This window comes from Ideonella sp. FW305-24 (assembly GCF_058788035.1).
Genome location: NZ_JBYTAI010000009.1, coordinates 173,159 through 189,549, shown reverse-complemented (window position 1 = coordinate 189,549; position 16,391 = coordinate 173,159). Strand labels below are relative to the sequence as shown.

The 16,391-nt window shown below is 69.6% G+C and carries 9 protein-coding genes; 4 read left to right on the top strand and 5 right to left on the bottom strand.

The features are described from left to right. Positions 1-8: 8 nt before the first annotated feature. The 4 genes from recC to AC3WR5_RS22965 are packed head-to-tail and all read left to right on the top strand — an operon-like array spanning position 9 to position 10,599. On the top strand, positions 9-3,689 hold the full coding sequence (recC, locus tag AC3WR5_RS22980; protein WP_492487416.1) for an exodeoxyribonuclease V subunit gamma: 3,681 nt from the start codon (positions 9-11) through the stop codon (positions 3,687-3,689). Further along, positions 3,686-7,402: an exodeoxyribonuclease V subunit beta gene (gene recB, locus AC3WR5_RS22975; protein WP_492487415.1), complete on the top strand. Its 3,717-nt coding sequence runs from the start codon at positions 3,686-3,688 to the stop codon at positions 7,400-7,402. The genes recC and recB overlap by 4 nt, the downstream gene beginning before the upstream one ends. Next, positions 7,396-9,504, top strand: coding sequence for an exodeoxyribonuclease V subunit alpha (gene recD / locus AC3WR5_RS22970; protein ID WP_492487414.1), 2,109 nt, complete (start codon positions 7,396-7,398; stop codon positions 9,502-9,504). The genes recB and recD overlap by 7 nt, the downstream gene beginning before the upstream one ends. A gap of 60 nt (positions 9,505-9,564) precedes the next feature. Further along, positions 9,565-10,599 (top strand): WcbI family polysaccharide biosynthesis putative acetyltransferase, encoded by a 1,035-nt coding sequence (locus AC3WR5_RS22965; protein WP_492487413.1) that lies wholly within the window; start codon positions 9,565-9,567, stop codon positions 10,597-10,599. An 83-nt stretch (positions 10,600-10,682) separates the two neighbouring features. Here AC3WR5_RS22965 and AC3WR5_RS22960 read toward each other — a convergent pair whose 3' ends face one another. From AC3WR5_RS22960 to hmgA, 5 genes are all read right to left on the bottom strand, one after another. Then, positions 10,683-10,946 (bottom strand): hypothetical protein, encoded by a 264-nt coding sequence (locus AC3WR5_RS22960; protein ID WP_141284723.1) that lies wholly within the window; start codon positions 10,944-10,946, stop codon positions 10,683-10,685. A gap of 7 nt (positions 10,947-10,953) precedes the next feature. Beyond that, on the bottom strand, positions 10,954-12,516 hold the full coding sequence (locus tag AC3WR5_RS22955) for a C25 family cysteine peptidase (protein WP_492487412.1): 1,563 nt from the start codon (positions 12,514-12,516) through the stop codon (positions 10,954-10,956). Positions 12,517-12,662: 146 nt separating this feature from the next. Continuing rightward, positions 12,663-13,112 carry an H-NS histone family protein gene (locus AC3WR5_RS22950; RefSeq protein WP_492487411.1) on the bottom strand — a complete coding sequence of 150 codons (450 nt, stop codon included), beginning with the start codon at positions 13,110-13,112 and terminating at the stop codon, positions 12,663-12,665. Between the two features lie 614 nt (positions 13,113-13,726). Then, positions 13,727-15,052, bottom strand: a complete 1,326-nt coding sequence (gene fahA / locus AC3WR5_RS22945) for a fumarylacetoacetase (protein WP_492487410.1) — start codon at positions 15,050-15,052, stop codon at positions 13,727-13,729. 13 nt (positions 15,053-15,065) lie between these two features. After that, positions 15,066-16,385, bottom strand: coding sequence for a homogentisate 1,2-dioxygenase (gene hmgA / locus AC3WR5_RS22940; protein WP_492487409.1), 1,320 nt, complete (start codon positions 16,383-16,385; stop codon positions 15,066-15,068). Between the last annotated feature and the right edge of the window lie 6 nt (positions 16,386-16,391).

The window sequence follows — 16,391 nt, the reverse complement described above, 5'->3', positions numbered from 1 at the left end:
GCGCCCTGATGACATTCCCACCTGCTCCCGATAACCGTCCCGCGATCCCGCAAGGCTTGATGGTCTTGCACGGCAACCGCGCGGAACTGCTGGCCGAAACGCTGTTCGCCTGGCTCAGGGCGCATCCGCTGGCGCCGCTGGAAGAGGAGGTCATGCTGGTGCAGAGCAACGGCATGGCGGAGTGGCTGAAGATGTCGTTGGCGCAGTCCGGCGGGCCGGCGGGCATTTGCGCTGCGGCGCGGGTCGAGTTGCCTGCGCGTTTCCTGTGGAGGCTGTACCGGCAGGTGCTGGGGCGGGACCAGGTGCCGATGCACTCGGCACTGGACAAGACGCCGCTGACCTGGCGGCTGATGCAGCTGTTGCCCGAGTTGGCGCAGCGACCTGGCTTTGAGCCCGTCGCCGGGTTCCTGATGGGCGACGAGCCGGATCGCCTGCTGCAGCTCAGCCGTCGCCTGGCCGACCTGTTCGACCAGTACCAGGTCTACCGCGCCGACTGGCTGGAAGGCTGGGCGCAGGGGCGCGACGTGCTGCGCAACCCGGGCAGGCCAGATTGCCCGCTGCCGGTGGACCAGCGCTGGCAGGCCATGCTGTGGCGCGAGCTGCTGGCGCCGCTGCAGGAGGCGCAGCACGCCGCGATCCGCCCGCGTTTGCACGAGCGCGTGCTGGCGCGATTGGCCGAGGCGGCGCACGGCGACCTGCCGCTGCCGCGTCGCATCGTGCTGTTTGGCATGACGCACGTGCCGCTGCCCACGCTGCAGGCGCTGGCCGCAATGGGGCCGCACAGCCAGGTGCTGCTGGCCGTGCCCAACCCCTGCCGCTTTCACTGGGCCGACATCCTGGACGGCCGCGAGCTGCTGCAGATCGAGCGCCGCCGCCAGCCGCTGCGCGAGGGCCGCGACCTGGCTGCGCTGCCGCTCGCGCAGATGCATGCCCATGCACACCCGCTGCTGGCCGCCTGGGGCCGCCAGGGCCGCGACTTCGTGCGCCAGCTGGACGCCTTCGACGAACAGCAGCGTGGCCTCGAACAGGCCGAGCTGCCGCGGCTGGACCTGTTCGATGAAGACCCGGCCGAACATGCGCCGCTGCTCACGCGCGTGCAGGCCCGCATCCGCGACCTGGTGCCGCTGGCCGAACACGATGAAGCGCCGCTGGACGCGGCCGACCAGTCCATCGTCTTCCACAGTGCGCACAGCGCGATGCGCGAACTGGAGGTGCTGCATGATCAGCTGCTGACGCTGCTGGCCCAGCCCGCGTCGACTGAACGACCGGCGCTGCAGCCGCGCGACATCGTGGTGATGGTGCCGGACATCGACGCCGTGGCACCGGCCGTGCGCGCGGTGTTTGGCCAATACGCCCGGCAGGATGCGCGCCACATTCCGTTCGACATTGCCGACCTGGGCGCGCGCCAGGCCAGCCCCTTGGTGGGCGCGCTGGAGTGGCTGCTGCGCCTGCCTCAGCAGCGCTGCCGCTTCAGCGAACTGCGCGACCTGCTGGACGTGCCGGCGCTGGCCGCACGGTTTGGTCTCGACGTTGAAAGCCTGCCGCAGCTGACGCACTGGATGGCCGGCGCCGGCATGCGCTGGGGCTTGCACGAGGCCCAGCGCGCGTCGCTGGGCCTGGGCGCCTGTGGTGCGCAGAACAGCGGCTGGTGGGCCTTGCGCCGCATGCTGCTGGGCTATGCCAGCGGCGCGGCGCCACTGGACGTGATGCAGGACTTTGACGGACAGGCCGCGCCAGCGGCGGCGTTCGACGGCATCGAGCCCTACGCAGAAGTCGGCGGACTGGACGCCGAGCTGGCCGGCGGCCTGGCCCAGTTGCTGGGGCGACTGGCGCACTGGTGGGCCCTGCTGCGCACGCCCGCCACGCCGGTGCAATGGGCAGAGCGGGGCAGGGCATTGTTGGCCGACTTTTTTCGCGCCGGCAGCGACGACGAGCGCCAGACCCTGGCCGCGCTGGACGACGCACTGGCCACCTGGCTGGACGCCTGCGCCCAGGCGGGATTCGAGGCCGAGGTGCCGTTGGCCGTGGCGCGCGAAGCCTGGCTGGACGCACTGGACGAGCCGGCGCTGAACCGCCGCTTTCGCGCAGGCGGCGTCACCTTCTGCACGCTGATGCCGATGCGCGCCATTCCGTTCGAGGTGGTGTGCCTGCTGGGCATGAACGACGGCGACTACCCGCGCCGAGCGATGCGCAGCGACTTCGATCTGATGGCCACGCCTGGCCAGACCCGCGCCGGCGACCGCTCTCGCCGCGACGACGACCGCCAGCTGATGCTGGAGGCCCTGCTGTCCGCCCGCCGCGTGCTCTACCTCAGCTGGGCCGGCCGCAATGCGCGCGACAACAGCGAGCAGCCGCCTTCGGTGCTGCTTTCGCAGCTGCGCGACTACCTGGCCGCGGCCTGGGGCCAGGCCGCGGTGGACGCGCGCAGCCACGAGCACCCGCTGCAGCCGTTCAGCCGCCGCTACTTCGAGCCCGGCAGCCCGGCGCACACCTGGGCCCGCGAATGGCGGCAAGCCCACGCCGAAGCGAAGCCCGCGGCCTTGCCCGAGGCGGCTGCGCCTGAGCAGCAGGGCGCACCCGTGGCGCTCACGCTGGACCTGCTGACCGCCTTCCTGCGCAACCCCGTCAAGGCCTTCTTCCGCCACCGCTTGCAGGTGGTGTTCGATGCGGACGAAGTGGAAGACGCCGACGACGAAGCCTTCGAGATCGCCGGGCTGGACGAGCACCAGTTGGTCGACGAACTGCTTGCCGACTCGCTGGCCGAACTGCAGCGCACGCTGGAGACCGCGCCCGAGGCCGAACTGGCGCCCGTGGTCACGCAGCGCCTGGCCCGGCTGAGGCGAGCTGGTCGCTTGCCCCTGGCCGGCTTTGGCGAGCGCACCGAGGCGCTGCTGGCGCATGACCTGGCTGCGATGCTGCAGGCCTGGCAGCAGGCGCAGCGGCAGTTTCCGCAAGCCGCGCCGAGGTTGCCATTGCACCTGGCGCAGGCGGAAGACGCGTTGCCGCTGGACGTGCCGGCGATGCTGGCAGCGCAGCCGTCGCCGGGCCGCCCCAAGGCGGCTGCGCCAACCCGCTCGGCGGGTGGTGCGCCGTACCCGGCGGACCGGGGGCACCATTTGGACGACTGGTTGGACGGCTTGCGCGTTGGCGAAGAACGACCTGTTTGGTTGCAGGTGCAAGCCAGCCGGCTGTGCGGCAAGAAGCCCGCGAGCGGCAAGGCCACGCCGCGGCTGGACAAGCTGGTCGGCCCCTGGCTGCGCGCGATGGCCGCAGCCGCCAGCGGCCAGCCGGTGGACCTGCTGCTGATCGGCCGCGATGCGACCTTGTATTTCACGCCCCCCGCGCCCGAGATGGCCAACGCGGCGGCGCAAGCATTGTTGGCCGCGTGGCAGGTGGCGCAGCAGCAGCCCTTGCCGGTCGCGCCGCGCACCGCACTGGCCTGGCTGGAAGCGCAGGTCACCGCGCTCGCCACCTACCAGGGTGATTTCCAACGCCGCGGCGAGGTGGACGAACCGTGCCTGGCGCGGCTGTTTCCGGACTTCGAGGCGCTGACCGAAGCCGAGGCCGCCGGAGCCAACTTCGGCCACTGGGCACAGGCGCTGTATGCGCCGCTTCGCGACTGGGCGCAGCGCCACGTCAGCGTGACCTGGCACCCGAGCGCAGAAGACATGGCCGAGGAGGCCGCATGACGGCTGCTGCCCAGGCCCTGCGGCCGCTGGACTTTCCGCTGTGGGGCAGCCGCTTGATCGAGGCCAGCGCCGGCACCGGCAAGACCTGGACGATTGCCGCGCTTTACCTGCGCCTGGTGCTGGGCCATGGTGATGACGCCACACGCTTCGGCGGCCCGCTGCGGCCGGACCAGATCCTGGTGATGACTTTCACGCGGGCCGCGACGCGCGAATTGTCGGACCGCATCCGCGCCCGCTTGCTGGACGCCGCCAAGGCTTTTCGTGGCGAGCTGGATGACACGCAGATCGACCCGCTGCTGCGCGAGCTGCTGGCCGCCTACGAAGATGGTGAAGCGCGCGAAGCCGCCGCCTGGCGCCTGGCCACTGCCGCCGAAGGCATGGACGACGCGGCGGTGCACACCATCGACGCCTGGTGCCAGCGCATGCTGCGCGAGCATGCCTTCGACAGCGGCAGCCTGTTCGACGAAGAGCTGCTGGCCGACGAGCAGGCGCTGTGGCTGGAGGCCGCGCAGGACTACTGGCGCCAGCAGTGCTATCCGCTGGACAGCGCGTCGCTGAACGCGGTGCTGTCCGTCTGGCGCGGGCTGCCGGCGCTGGTGGCCGACGTGCGCAGCCTGGGCACGCAAACCCTGCCTGAAGGTGCTGGCGAGGGCAGCCTGGCCGACTGCCTGCGCCAGGCCACCCAGGTGCGGGCCGAGGCTTTGGCCGCGCTGCGTGCCGGCTGGGCCGAGCGAGCCGAGCAGATGCGCCACTGGCTGCAGGCGCAGTGCGACCTCAAGCTGGGCTGGGAAGGTCGCAGTCTTCAGGCGCGGTACTTCAATCCGTGGCTGGACACGCTGGCCACCTGGGCGCGGGGCGACAGCGAAGCTGAGTTGCCCGAACTCAAGACCGGGCGCCAGCGGCTCACGCCGGCCGGTGTGCGGGGCATGCGCAAGGCCGGTGCACCGGCCATTGATCTGCCGCCTGTGTTCGAGGCTTTCGAATCGCTGCTCACGGCGCTGGACGCCTTGCCTGAGATCGCGCCGGCGCTGCGGCTGCATGCTGCGGCCCGCGTGTCCGCACGGCTGGACCAGCTCAAGCGCCAGGCCGGCCAGTTCGGTTTTTCCGACCTGCTGAGCCGGCTGGACGCTGCGTTGCAAGGCCCCAACGGCGACCGCCTGCGCGAGCGCATCCTGGCGCAGACGCCGGTCGCGCTGATCGACGAATTCCAGGACACCTCGGCGCTGCAGTTCCGCCTGTTCGATCGCCTCTACGACACGGCGGCGAATGCACGCGGCACGGCGCTGCTGCTGATCGGCGACCCCAAGCAGTCGATCTACCGCTTCCGCGGCGCGGACATCCACAGCTACCTGCAGGCCCGCGCCGCCACGGCCGGCCGCCACTACGTGCTGGACACCAACTACCGCTCGACCGACGCGGTGGTACAGGCGGTCAACGCGATCTTCCTGCGCGGCGAGCAGCGCGAAGGCGAGGGCGCTTTCGGCTTTCGGCAGCCGGCTGGCGACAACCCGCTGCCCTTCCTGCCGGTGGCCGCTGCCGGCCGGCGCGAGCGCTTTGTCAGCACCCTGGGCGACGTGCCTGCGCTGCTGCTGCAGTGGCAGGCCGAAGCCTGCAATGCCGAGGGCTACCGGCAGCAGCATTCAGCGCTGTGCGCCGAGCAGATCGTCGGCTGGCTGAACGATGCACAGGCCGGCTTTGCGCGCGAAGGTGAAGTGTTGCGCCGGCTTCGCCCGGCCGACATTGCGGTGCTGGTACGCAATGGCACCGAAGCCCGTGCAGTGCGCCGCGCACTGCGCCGCCGCGGCGTGGCCTCGGTCTTCCTGTCGGACCGCGATTCGGTCTTTGCCAGCCCCGAAGCGGCGGACCTGCTGCGCTGGCTGCGCGCCGTGGCCCAGCCGACGGACGTGCGCCTGGTGCGCGCTGCGCTGGCCACCGCGACCGTGGGCCTTTCGCTGGTCGAACTGGCCTGGCTGGCGCGCGACGACGAGGCCTTCGACGCGCGCGCCGAGCAGCTGCGCGCGCTGCGCCAGGTCTGGCTCAGCCAGGGCGTGCTGACGCTGCTGCGCCGCACGCTGCACGAGCTGGACCTGCCGGCGCGCTGGCTGCCGCTGCCGGATGGCGAGCGCCGCCTGACCAACTACCTGCACCTGGCCGAGTTGCTGCAGGCAGCCAGCAGCCAGCTGGACGGGGAGCTGGCCCTGATCCGCTGGCTGACCGGCGAGATCAACCAGGCCGCAGAGGGCATGGCGGGCGGCGACGAGCAGATCGTGCGGCTGGAGAGCGATGCGGACCTGGTGCAGGTCGTCACGGTGCACAAGAGCAAGGGGCTCGAATATCCGGTCGTCTGCCTGCCGTTTGCCGGCGCGTTGCGCCCGGAAACTCGGCGCAACACCAGCTTTGTCGCGCTGGTGGACGAGGCCGGCCGGCGCACGCTGGACCTGAGCTTGAGCGATGAATCCATGGCCCAGGCCGAGCGCGAGCGGCTGCGCGAGGACTTGCGGCTGTTCTATGTGGCGCTGACCCGTGCGCGGCATGCGCTGTGGCTGGGGCTGGTGCCGCTGGCCGTGGGCAGCTCGCGCAACAAGGAAGTGCCGGACACGCTGAGCCACCTGAGCGCCATCGGCTACCTGCTGGGCGGGCCCGAGCCGGTCACGCCGGAAGGTTTGCAGGTGGCGATCGAAGACCTGGCTGCCGAGATTGGCGATGCCGCCGTGATGGCCTGGCAGCGCGCACCTTGCGCCGAAGACGCGGTGGTGCCGGTCACGCGGCTGGCTGCCCGCGAACAGCTTCCGCCGCTGCAGGACGCGCCGCCGTACCCTGGCCGTTTCGACCAGCACTGGGGCATTGCCAGCTTCTCGTCGCTGGTGCGCGCGATCCAGCACGGGCCAAGCCAGATCGTGCATGCCCTGCCTCGCCCGGCCGATGATGAAACAGCCGCGGCCGAAGCTTTGCCCGGCCCGGTTCGTCAGCCTGCGGACCTGCCGCCCTGGCACCGCTTCGAGCGCGGCGCCATCGCCGGCAACTTCCTGCATGACCAGCTGGAGTGGCTGGCCGGCGAGCGCTTCGGGCTGGGCGACGAGCCGGATGAGCCGCTGGCGCAAGCCGTGCGCCGCCGCGCGCAGCGTGCCGGCCGCACAGCCCAGGCGGACGATTTGCTGGCCTGGCTGCGCGCGATCGTGCGGCTGCCCTTGCCAGGCCCTGGCGTGGCGCTGGCCGGGCTGGACCGGGTGCTGCCGGAGATGGAGTTCTGGCTGCCCGCCGGCCGCCTGCCGGCCGCCGAGATCGACGCCTTGTGCCGCGAGCACCTGCTGCCCGGTCAGCCGCGCCCGGTGCTGCCGTCGCGTGAGCTGCACGGCATGCTGATGGGCTTTGCCGACATGGTCTTCGAGCACGGAGGCCACTACTGGGTGCTGGACTACAAGAGCAACCAGTTGGGTGCTGACGGCAGCGCCTACACCGAGGCTGCGCTGGCCGCGGCCATGGGCGAGCACCGCTACGACGTGCAGGCCGCGCTGTACCTGCTGGCCTTGCACCGGCTGCTGCGCGCGCGCCTGGGCGAAGCCTACGACCCGGCCGCGCAGCTCGGCGGCGCGCTGTACCTGTTCCTGCGCGGCATCGACGGTCCGACCGGCGGCGTCTGCCTGCTGCCGGCCGATGTCGGTTGGCTGGACGCACTCGACGCGCTGCTGCAAACCCCGGAGGCCGCATGCTGAGGACGGACACCACGCTGTCGCTGTTCGACGCCGAGCCTGCGCCTGAGCCAGCAGCGACCAGCCGCGAGGCGGTGCTCGCGCTGCTACCGGCCTGGGCAGACGCCGGCTGGCTGCGTCGGCTGGACGCGGCGCTGCCGGTCTTCCTGGCCGAGCTGGATGCGGCCGCGTCGCCCGAGCTGCTGCTGGCCGCCGCGCTGCTGTCGCAGATGGAAGGTCGAGGTCACACCTGTTTGCCGCTGCAGGACCTGTGCGGCGATCCAAATGCCTTGCTGGGCTGGCCGTTGGCAGGCGCCCAGGCGCTGGCCGAGCTGTGGCCGGCGATGCCCGCGGCGCCGGCCGGCTGGCAGCAAGCCTTGCAAGGCAGCACAGTGCTGCGCAGCGTCGATGCAGGCGAGGCGGATGCCGGCCAGCCGTTGGTGCTGGCCGCAGGGCGGCTGTACCTGCGGCGCTACTGGGACCACGAGCGCCGCGTGGCGGCCCAGGTGCTGGACCGCGCGCGGCGTGCGCAGCCGATTGACGAAGCCGCGGCGCGCGAATGGCTGGATGCGTTGTTCGATGCGCCCAAGCCCGGCACGGTGGACTGGCAGCGGCTGGCCTGCGCCATCGCATTGCGCGGTGGCTTCAGCGTCATCACCGGAGGGCCGGGCACCGGCAAGACCTACACCGCGGCGCGACTGCTGGCATTGCTGTTCGCGGTGGACCCGGCGCCCGAGCGCCTGCGCATTGCGCTGGCCGCGCCTACCGGCAAGGCCGCGGCGCGGCTCAAGCAGTCGCTGGACAGCGCGCTGCAAGGCCTGGCCGAGCGCCTCGAGCCAAAGCTGGACCTGACGCTGCTGGCCGGCCGCATTGGCGCGGCCCGCACGCTGCATGCGCTGCTCGGTGCGCGGCCCGACAGCCGGCAGTTCCTCCACCATGCCGGCCAGCCGCTGGACGTGGACGTGCTGATCGTCGACGAAGCCTCGATGGTTCACCTGGAGATGATGGCCTCGCTGCTGGACGCTTTGCCGCCCCACGCCCGGCTGATCCTGCTGGGTGACAAGGATCAGCTGGCTTCGGTGGAAGCCGGCGCGGTGCTGGCCGATTTATGCGAAGGCGCGGAGCAGGGCGGCTACAGCGAGCAGACGGCACGTTATGCCCAGGCGGTCGCCGGCATTTCCCTGCCCGAGGAATACCTTGCGCAGGCAAGCCGGCCTGCACTGTTGGCCCAGCACACGGTGATGCTGCGCGAGAGCCGCCGCTTCGGCGGGCCCATCGGCCAACTGGCGCTGGCAGTGCATGCGGGCGACGGTGCGCGCGCCCAGCAGCTGCTGCGTGATGAGTGCCCCCAGGGTCGGGCTGCGCCCAACCCGCCCCCCGTGGGGGTCAAGGAAACCTGGGACGGCCCTGCGGCTCCTTGTGAGCTCGGCCCGCTGTGGGGCCTGGAAACCGCGACGCAGGCCGACGTGGTGCGGCTGGCCTTGCACGGCCGGCCCGGCGCGCCGGCCAGCTACCAGGCCTATCTGTCGCGCCTGGCGCTGCGGCCGGCGAGTGGCGACGTGGACGCGCACGGCGCCTGGGTGCGCGACGTGCTGCTGCAGTTCGAGCGCTTCCGGCTGCTGTGCGCCGTACGCGAAGGCCCGTGGGGCGCGGCCGGGCTGAACCGCGCGGTGCAGCAGGCCCTGGCCGAGGCGGGCTGGCTGCAGGTTCGCGGCGAGTGGTTCATCGGCCGGCCGGTGATGGTGACGCGCAACGACGCGGCGCTGGGTGTGTTCAACGGCGACATTGGCATCGTGCTTCCCGCGGCCGGGGATGGCGGCAACCTGCGCGCCTGGTTCCTGGACGGCCCGAAACTCCGCTCGGTCGCAGTCACCCGGCTGTCCCAGGTGGAATCTGCATTTGCGATGACGGTGCACAAGAGCCAGGGCTCCGAGTTCGAGCATACTGCGCTGGTGCTGCCCGAACAGGCAGGCCTGCTGCTGTCGCGCGAACTGGTCTACACCGGCATTACCCGAGCCCGTGAGGCGTTTTCGCTGCTCGCGCCGCGACCCGGCCTGATGACCCAGGCCGCCTCGCTGCCGACGCGCCGCGCCAGTGGCTTGCTGGACAGGCTGCGCACCACATGACCCGCACACACGATCGCGGGCACGGACTCAATCTTGAAGATCAGGGGAGGCAGCTCATCCATGCCCATCGTCATCGTCATCGGCAATTGCCAGGCAGCGCCGCTGGCCAATACGCTGCAGCAATTGCCCGGCGTCCCCACGGCGCGTAGCCTGGCCGTCAACGAGCAGGGTTCGAAGCGCTTTGTCGAGATCGATGCGGAGTTGCAACCCCTGCTCGACGTGGCCGAGACCCAGGTATTTACCTTCCCCATCAAAGGTGACCATGGCGGCTACTCGACCGAGGCACTTCGTCGGCGCGGCGCCAGGGTCAAGACCATCACCAATTTGTTTTTTAACGGCCTGCATCCGGACATCACCTATGTCGGTGCGATGAATTCTCGCCTGCAGTCGCCTTTGGGGGACTATCACAGTCGCATCGTCCTCGACGCCTTTCTGGAAGGGCAATCACAGGCAGATTGCGTTGCCATGTTCAACCAGCTTGAGTACGAACGTCGCGGCTACTTCGACGCCTATGCGCGTTCGGCAAATGAGCTGCTTGAGCGTGACGCCGGCGTGGACGTCCCCTTTGCCCAGGAGTTCCTGCGCATGGTGCCGCAACTTCCCACCCTCATGACCTTCAACCACCCGACTTCGGTGGTGTTTCAAGCCTATGGCGCCCGGCTGGCCGCGGAGCTTGGCATGACCCTCCCCAGGTTCCCGGCGGCCTTCCTCAAGAACCCTTTGGCAAATTCGGTGATCTGGCCCGTGTACCGCGAACTCGGCAAGGCGCATGGCTTGAGCTACACCACGCCGATGGCATTTAGGCAACCTGATTCGCGCGGTGGGAGTTTCTTGAAGCTGGAGGAATTCATCAAAAGGAGCTACGCGCAGTATGTGCAGCACGGCCAAGCGCTGCGGGAAGCCTGGACCGGACAGAATTTCGCCACCGTGGACGGGCAGGAAAGCGACGGAGTTGTGAGCGATCCGGACTCGGTGATATCCCGTGACCCGGTCCCTGCCCAGGTGGTCAAGGCAAGTGCCGCCCCTGTGCGGCCCGGCCCGGTCGATGCAGCCTTTGGCCGGCTGCGCGACATTGTGAAAAGCCGCTCGCGATAGCGCCTCACGAAGGGCCTTCCATCCCTGCCGGGCAGCCGCGCAGACTTTGCGGCTGGGGCCCGCGCCGTAATCGGCTGCCCGCCTCAGCCGGGCAGCACTTCGATGCGGATGATCAGGAAATAACCGTCGCGCGGCTGGCCATGCAGGTTCACGCGCTGGCCTTCCAGTGCCTGCAGCGCGGGGTCGGTGAACGGCGAGCCGCCGGCACGGCGCAGCGGGTGCAGGTCGCCCGCATCGTCGCGCAGCAGCGTGGCCTGGTGTTCACTCTTGCTGCCGCGGGCACGCTCGGCCGATTCGAGGCGGCCGCAGAGGCTGGCGGTGCAGGCGTTGGGGTCGTTGGTGGACATAGGGGTCTCAACGGCCGTGCAGGCGGCGCACGTGCAGCAGCTCGCCGTCCTGCTCGGTCAACACCAACGCCACCAGGCCGGCTGCAGGCGAGTTCAGCGGATGTTCGGTCGGGTTCAGCGCCCGCCGGCCGTTCACCAGGTGCACCACGCGCTTGCTGGCCTGTGCCTGCAGCCCGCCGCGCACCTCAAAACTGACGGGGGCCAGGCTGGGATCCAGGCCGGACTCACGCAGCATTGCGCGCAAGGTGGTGGTGGCGGCTTCACCGGGTGCCGTTTCACTGTTCACCAGCTTGGGCAAGGCCTTGCCCAGCAACTGGCCGTCCCGCGCCAGCTTCTCGCGTCGCAGGCCGCGCACGGTGCGGTCCTGCGTACCGGCAAAGGCCTTTTTGAAGGCCTTGGTACGGTTCAGCGCGTGGCCCTCGAAGGCGACAGGATGCAGCGAAGGGTCGCCCAGCAGGCAGAACTGGGCCAACGTCTTCAGGTCGCAGGGGTCCAGGTGGGTGCGCGCGCCGGCAAAGCGCAGGCGGGCTTCCAGCATTGCCCGGCCGGTCGACGCACCGGCCAGCACCTGCAGCAGGAAGTACTGGCAGATCAGGTCGGCCATGCCGTTGCCTTCGCTGGGACCGTAGGCAATCGTGGTGCTGCCGAAGACCGCGCTGGCGCCGTCCAGCAGGTAGGCCAGTGCAATGCCGGGCTCGTCCACGCCACCGCCGGAGGGCACGGCCAGCGCCGGGTCGTACAACTGGGCGCCATAGCAGCATTCGGCGGCCACCACCGTGCCGGCGCTGATGCGGCCCTTGAGCCTGCGTGCGCGATGCGCCACAGGGAACTCGCTGACGCCCGGCGGCTGGCCATAGAACTCTGGCATGTCCTTGGCGCCGTGGCAGTTGATGAAGTGCAGCCGCGCAGCCAGGTCCGCCGGCTTCCATGGCAAGGCCTGTGGCGGCACCAGGTGCAGCGCGCTGGCGCTGCCGAACAGGGTCTTCATGCTCAGCCTGGACGAGGCCTCCCAGGCCTGCGCGCTGATGCCAAAGGCCTGGGCGTAGTCGTTGCGCGGGCGCGAGATGCTGCGCGCCGACGCGTCGATCAGCGATGTCAGTGCACTCGGCTCGCGCGCACCGGGCAGGTCCGGCAGCCGGCCGACGACGCGGGTGGGGCCCTGGAAGCGTCCGGGGTCGGTGCTGTAGGCGGCGTCGCAGGCATAGGGCAGGTCGCTGGGCACCAACTTGTCCGGGTCGCCGTTGGCGGTGCTGAAGGCGGGGTTGCGCAGCGGCACCAGGGGCAGCACGTCGGGTCCGCCGAGCAGCAGCAGGTAGTGCGGCGACAGTGCAGCGTAGAGGCGGTCCACCGCCTGCTTGATTTCCTTGGGCGTGGGCTCGGTCGAGACGGCGCCGCCCCAGGGCTTCATCGTGGCCGCATCGTCCAGGTGGATCACCCGGCTGTCGAAACCGCGGCGTGCATCGGCCTTGACCAGGCGCTTGAGCGCCGCATCGACCTTGGCCAGTCCTTTTTCACCGTACTTGCGCTGCAGCGCCGCGCGGTGCATGAGGATCAGTTTGTCCTCTGCCATTGACGATCTCCCTTGGTCCCTTGGTATTGGCTGCGTGCGATTGCCAGGCATTCCGGCTTGGCATGCTGGCGGTGGGCAGCGAGGGGATTGTGGGCTTGCCCTGCCGCGCTGCGCAATGCAGGCGTGGTAAAGCAGGGCAGCGCGCTTCAGTGGCCGGCGGGCGGCGTGTCGTCGGCGGCGGGCGAAGCATCGTCGGCCGCAGGCTCGACGAGTGGTGGTGGGGGCGGCGACGCGAGCGCAGCCTGGCGCAGCTCTTCGACGCGCATGCCTTCCTTGAGCAGCGCGCGGCGCAGCCAGTCCGGCTGGGCGCCTTGGCCGTCCCAGGTTTCGCCGGTCGCGGGGTGACGGTATTTGGGCGGCAGGTCGGGAATCAAAACCGGTTCGGGGGCCGGGGTGTCCTGCAGCAAGTCGTCGATCGTGATGCCCCAGAACTCCATCAAGGCCTGGATCCGGGCGAGCACCACGCCGCGTTCGCGTCGGTTCAGCGGACGGTCGGCACCGGGTTCGGCGTCAGCGTTCGCGTCCAGACGCGCATCATCGGCCGGCTCATGCTCGTGCATCGGAATGGGGAACCCGAAGAAGAAGAGGCTGCGCACCGCGCCAGCGCGGTGCGCAGCGGATCAGGCTTGAGCAGCCTGGTCAAGTTCGCGGCAAGACGGCGCGCAGACCGCCTGTGCCTTGCCCAGCAGCTTACGGGACTTCAGCTGGGCACGTGGGCGATGTTTGCCACACAGGAAACACGACATGGTGGCGGCGCCAAACGCACCCGTCGCAGAGAAGGGAGAACCCGCTACTTTCGAGCGGTAACGAAGACCACCAGCGTCGATGGAGGTCTTGGGATCGTCCTTGGCCAGAATGCGCTCCTCAAAATACAAAATGGTTCAACAACGGCTGCCGGATCCTTCGGGGTTGACCCCCGAAATCATGAACGCCCAAGGCTTTCACCCTGGATCACCTCCCCTGTAAGACGAATGAGACGATAGAAGCGCTCCGGCCAGCCCCTCATTATCGTTCATCTGCAGGATTCGGGCCAGCCCCGGGTTTCTCTCGGGATTAGGGGTTCTGCCGAGAAGCCGCCGTCTTTTGCACGGACGGGCGCCATTTTTGACGCCAATCTCGTGGTTTACCCGCAAGATTTCTCTTTCCGATTGCAGGGGATGACCGCTGCGGCTGTGGCTGTTTCGACTGGAAACGTATGTCGGCGGTCTGGTCAGGCCGTCGCGCGCACCGGCAGGACCGTGCCGGAACAGTGGCCCAGGCCGATGAGGCGCGCGCCTTCGCGCTGGCAGAAGGCGCGCAGCGTGATGGTGTCGCCGTCTTCCAGGAAGCGGCGGGTTTCGCCGTTGGGCAGCGTGATCGGCTGCTTGCCGCCGTTGGTGAGTTCCAGCAGCGAGCCGGCTTGTTCGGGCCGCGGGCCGGAGAGGGTGCCGCTGCCCAGCATGTCGCCAGGCTGCAGGTTGCAGCCGGTGATGGTGTGGTGGGTGATGAGCTGCGCCACGGTCCAATAGGCGTCGCGATAGTTGGACTGGCTGAGCCGGATGGCAGGCTCACCGGCTTCGCGCATCCTGGGTGTCTGCAGCCAGACTTCGAGCTGGATGTCCAGCGCACCGCTGGCCTGGTTGGCGTCGCTGGCGAGGTAGGGCAGCGGAGCGGGGTCGCCGGCAGGGCGCTCGAAGGCGGCGCGGAACGGGACCAGCGCTTCCAGCGTGACGATCCACGGCGAGACGGTGCTGGCGAAGTTCTTGGCGCCGAACGGACCCAGCGGCTGGTATTCCCAGGCTTGCACGTCTCGCGCGCTCCAGTCGTTCAGCAGGCCCAGGCCGAAGATGTGCGACTCGGCCTGCGCCAGGCTCACCGGCTCGCCCAGTGCGTTGCCGGGGCCGACGTAGATGGCGAGCTCCAGCTCGTAGTCCAACCGCTTGGTGGCGCCCAGGAAGGGCAGCTGGGCCTCGGGCGGCTTCAGCTGGCCCTGCGGCCGGTGGAAGGGCTGGCCGCTGGGGATGATGGACGAAGCCCGGCCGTGGTAGCCGATGGGCACCCACTTGTAGTTGGGCAGCAGCGGCTCGTCCGGCCGGAACAGCTTGCCGACCGTAGTCGCGTGGTGGATGCCGGTGTAGAAGTCGGTGTAGTCGCCGATGCGGCAGGGCACGCTCATTTCGGCTTCGGCCTGGGGCAGCAGGCAAGGCGCGAGCGCGGCTTCGTACACGCTGTTGGCCAGCAGCGCTGCCGAGAGTGCGGCGCGCAACTGATGGCGGGCCGCAGCGGGCTGGCCCATCAGGTCGTTCAGCTCGCCGGAGGCCAGCGGCAGCAGCAGGTCCTTCAGGCCATCGGCCCAGCCGGGCACGTCGGCCGCCAGCTTCAGGTCCAGGATCTGGTCACCAATGGCCACGCCGATGCGCCAGGCGTCCGCGCTGCCGGCTCGGCGGAAGCGGCCGTAGGGCAGGTTCTGAACGGGGAAGTCGGCGTCGGCCGCGTTGGCGGAGGTCACCCAACTGCTCAGCGCCGGGTTCAGGGTCATGTCGGAGGATGCGGTCATCGGGAGATTCATTTCAGTTCGAAGCGGCAAAGCGGTCTTGCAGGCCGGCCCAGCAGGCGGGGTAGTCGGCGTCCAGCGCGCCGCTGGTCTGCATCGCGTAGTCGGTTGGGGTGAAACGGTAGCGGCTCTCGAACATGAAGGCCAGTGTGTGGTCCAGCTTGTGCGGTTTCAGCTCGGCGCCGCTGGCTTTCTCGAAGGCTTCCTGGTCGGGGCCGTGCGGCACCATGCAGTTGTGCAGCGAGGCGCCGCCAGGACGGAAGCCTTCGGGCTTGGCATCGTACTGGCCGTAGACCAGGCCCATGAATTCGCTCATCAGGTTGCGGTGGTACCAGGGCGGGCGGAAAGTGTCTTCGGCCACCATCCAGCGCGGTGGGAAGATCACGAAGTCGCAGTTGGCGGTGCCGGGCGTGTCCGAAGGCGAGGTGAGCACCGTGAAGATCGACGGGTCTGGGTGGTCGAAGCTGATCGAGCCGATGGTCATGAAGTGCTGGGTGTCGTACTTCACCGGCGTGAGGTTGCCGTGCCAGGCCACCACGTTGAACGGCGAGCGGTGCGCGTCTGCCGCCCACAGCTGGCCGCCGAAGCGCTTGACCAGTCGGTAGCTGCCGGCCGGGCCGATGGGTGTGTCGTCGAAGGCGGCGACCGGGGCCTGGAAGTCGCGCGCATTGGCCAGGCCGTTCGAGCCGATCGGGCCCAGCTCGGGCAGGCGGAACTGCGCGCCATGGTTCTCGCAGACGTAGCCGCGCGAGGGGCCGTCGGGCAGCGCGATGCTGAAGGCCAGGCCGCGCGGCAGCAGCGCGATCTCGCCGGGCGCCACGTCCAGCAAGCCCATTTCGGTGGTGATGCGCAGCCGGCCTTGCTGCGGCACCAGCAGCATCTCGCCATCGGCATTCACCAACGCGCGCTGGTCCATCGAACGGCCGCAGACGTAGACCAGCGCGGCCAAGCCTTGCTGGGCTTCGACATCGCCATTGGCGGCGACGGTGCGCAGGCCGTCGACGAAGTCGAGCGCGGCCGCATCGTCCATCGGGAACGGACCCCAGCGCAGCGGCTCGGGCGGCAGCACTGCGCCCTCGGGCTTGCCGGTCACCCAAAGAGGTTGTGCATACGGCTGGTAGCGGCCAGCGACCACCGAGGGCTGGCGGCGGTACAGCCAGCTGCGGCGGTTTTCGTGCCGTGGTGCGGTGAATGCGGTGCCGGAAACCAGTTCCGCATACAGCTCGAATGGCGCCCGCTGCGGGCTGTTGCGGCCTTGCGGCAAGGCGCCAGCCAAGGCTTCGGTGGCGAACTCGTTGCCAAAACCGCTCTGATAGCGGAGGGGGGATTCAGACATGAGGCA

Excerpts from the sequence above, each read along its gene's own strand:
- recC (WP_492487416.1), top strand. The coding sequence starts at position 9 with ATGACATTCCCACCTGCTCCCGATAACCGTCCCGCGATCCCGCAAGGC.
- recB (WP_492487415.1), top strand. The coding sequence starts at position 3,686 with ATGACGGCTGCTGCCCAGGCCCTGCGGCCGCTGGACTTTCCGCTGTGG.
- recD (WP_492487414.1), top strand. The coding sequence starts at position 7,396 with ATGCTGAGGACGGACACCACGCTGTCGCTGTTCGACGCCGAGCCTGCG.
- AC3WR5_RS22965 (WP_492487413.1), top strand. The coding sequence starts at position 9,565 with ATGCCCATCGTCATCGTCATCGGCAATTGCCAGGCAGCGCCGCTGGCC.
- AC3WR5_RS22960 (WP_141284723.1), bottom strand. The coding sequence starts at position 10,946 with ATGTCCACCAACGACCCCAACGCCTGCACCGCCAGCCTCTGCGGCCGC.
- AC3WR5_RS22955 (WP_492487412.1), bottom strand. The coding sequence starts at position 12,516 with ATGGCAGAGGACAAACTGATCCTCATGCACCGCGCGGCGCTGCAGCGC.
- fahA (WP_492487410.1), bottom strand. The coding sequence starts at position 15,052 with ATGACCGCATCCTCCGACATGACCCTGAACCCGGCGCTGAGCAGTTGG.
- hmgA (WP_492487409.1), bottom strand. The coding sequence starts at position 16,385 with ATGTCTGAATCCCCCCTCCGCTATCAGAGCGGTTTTGGCAACGAGTTC.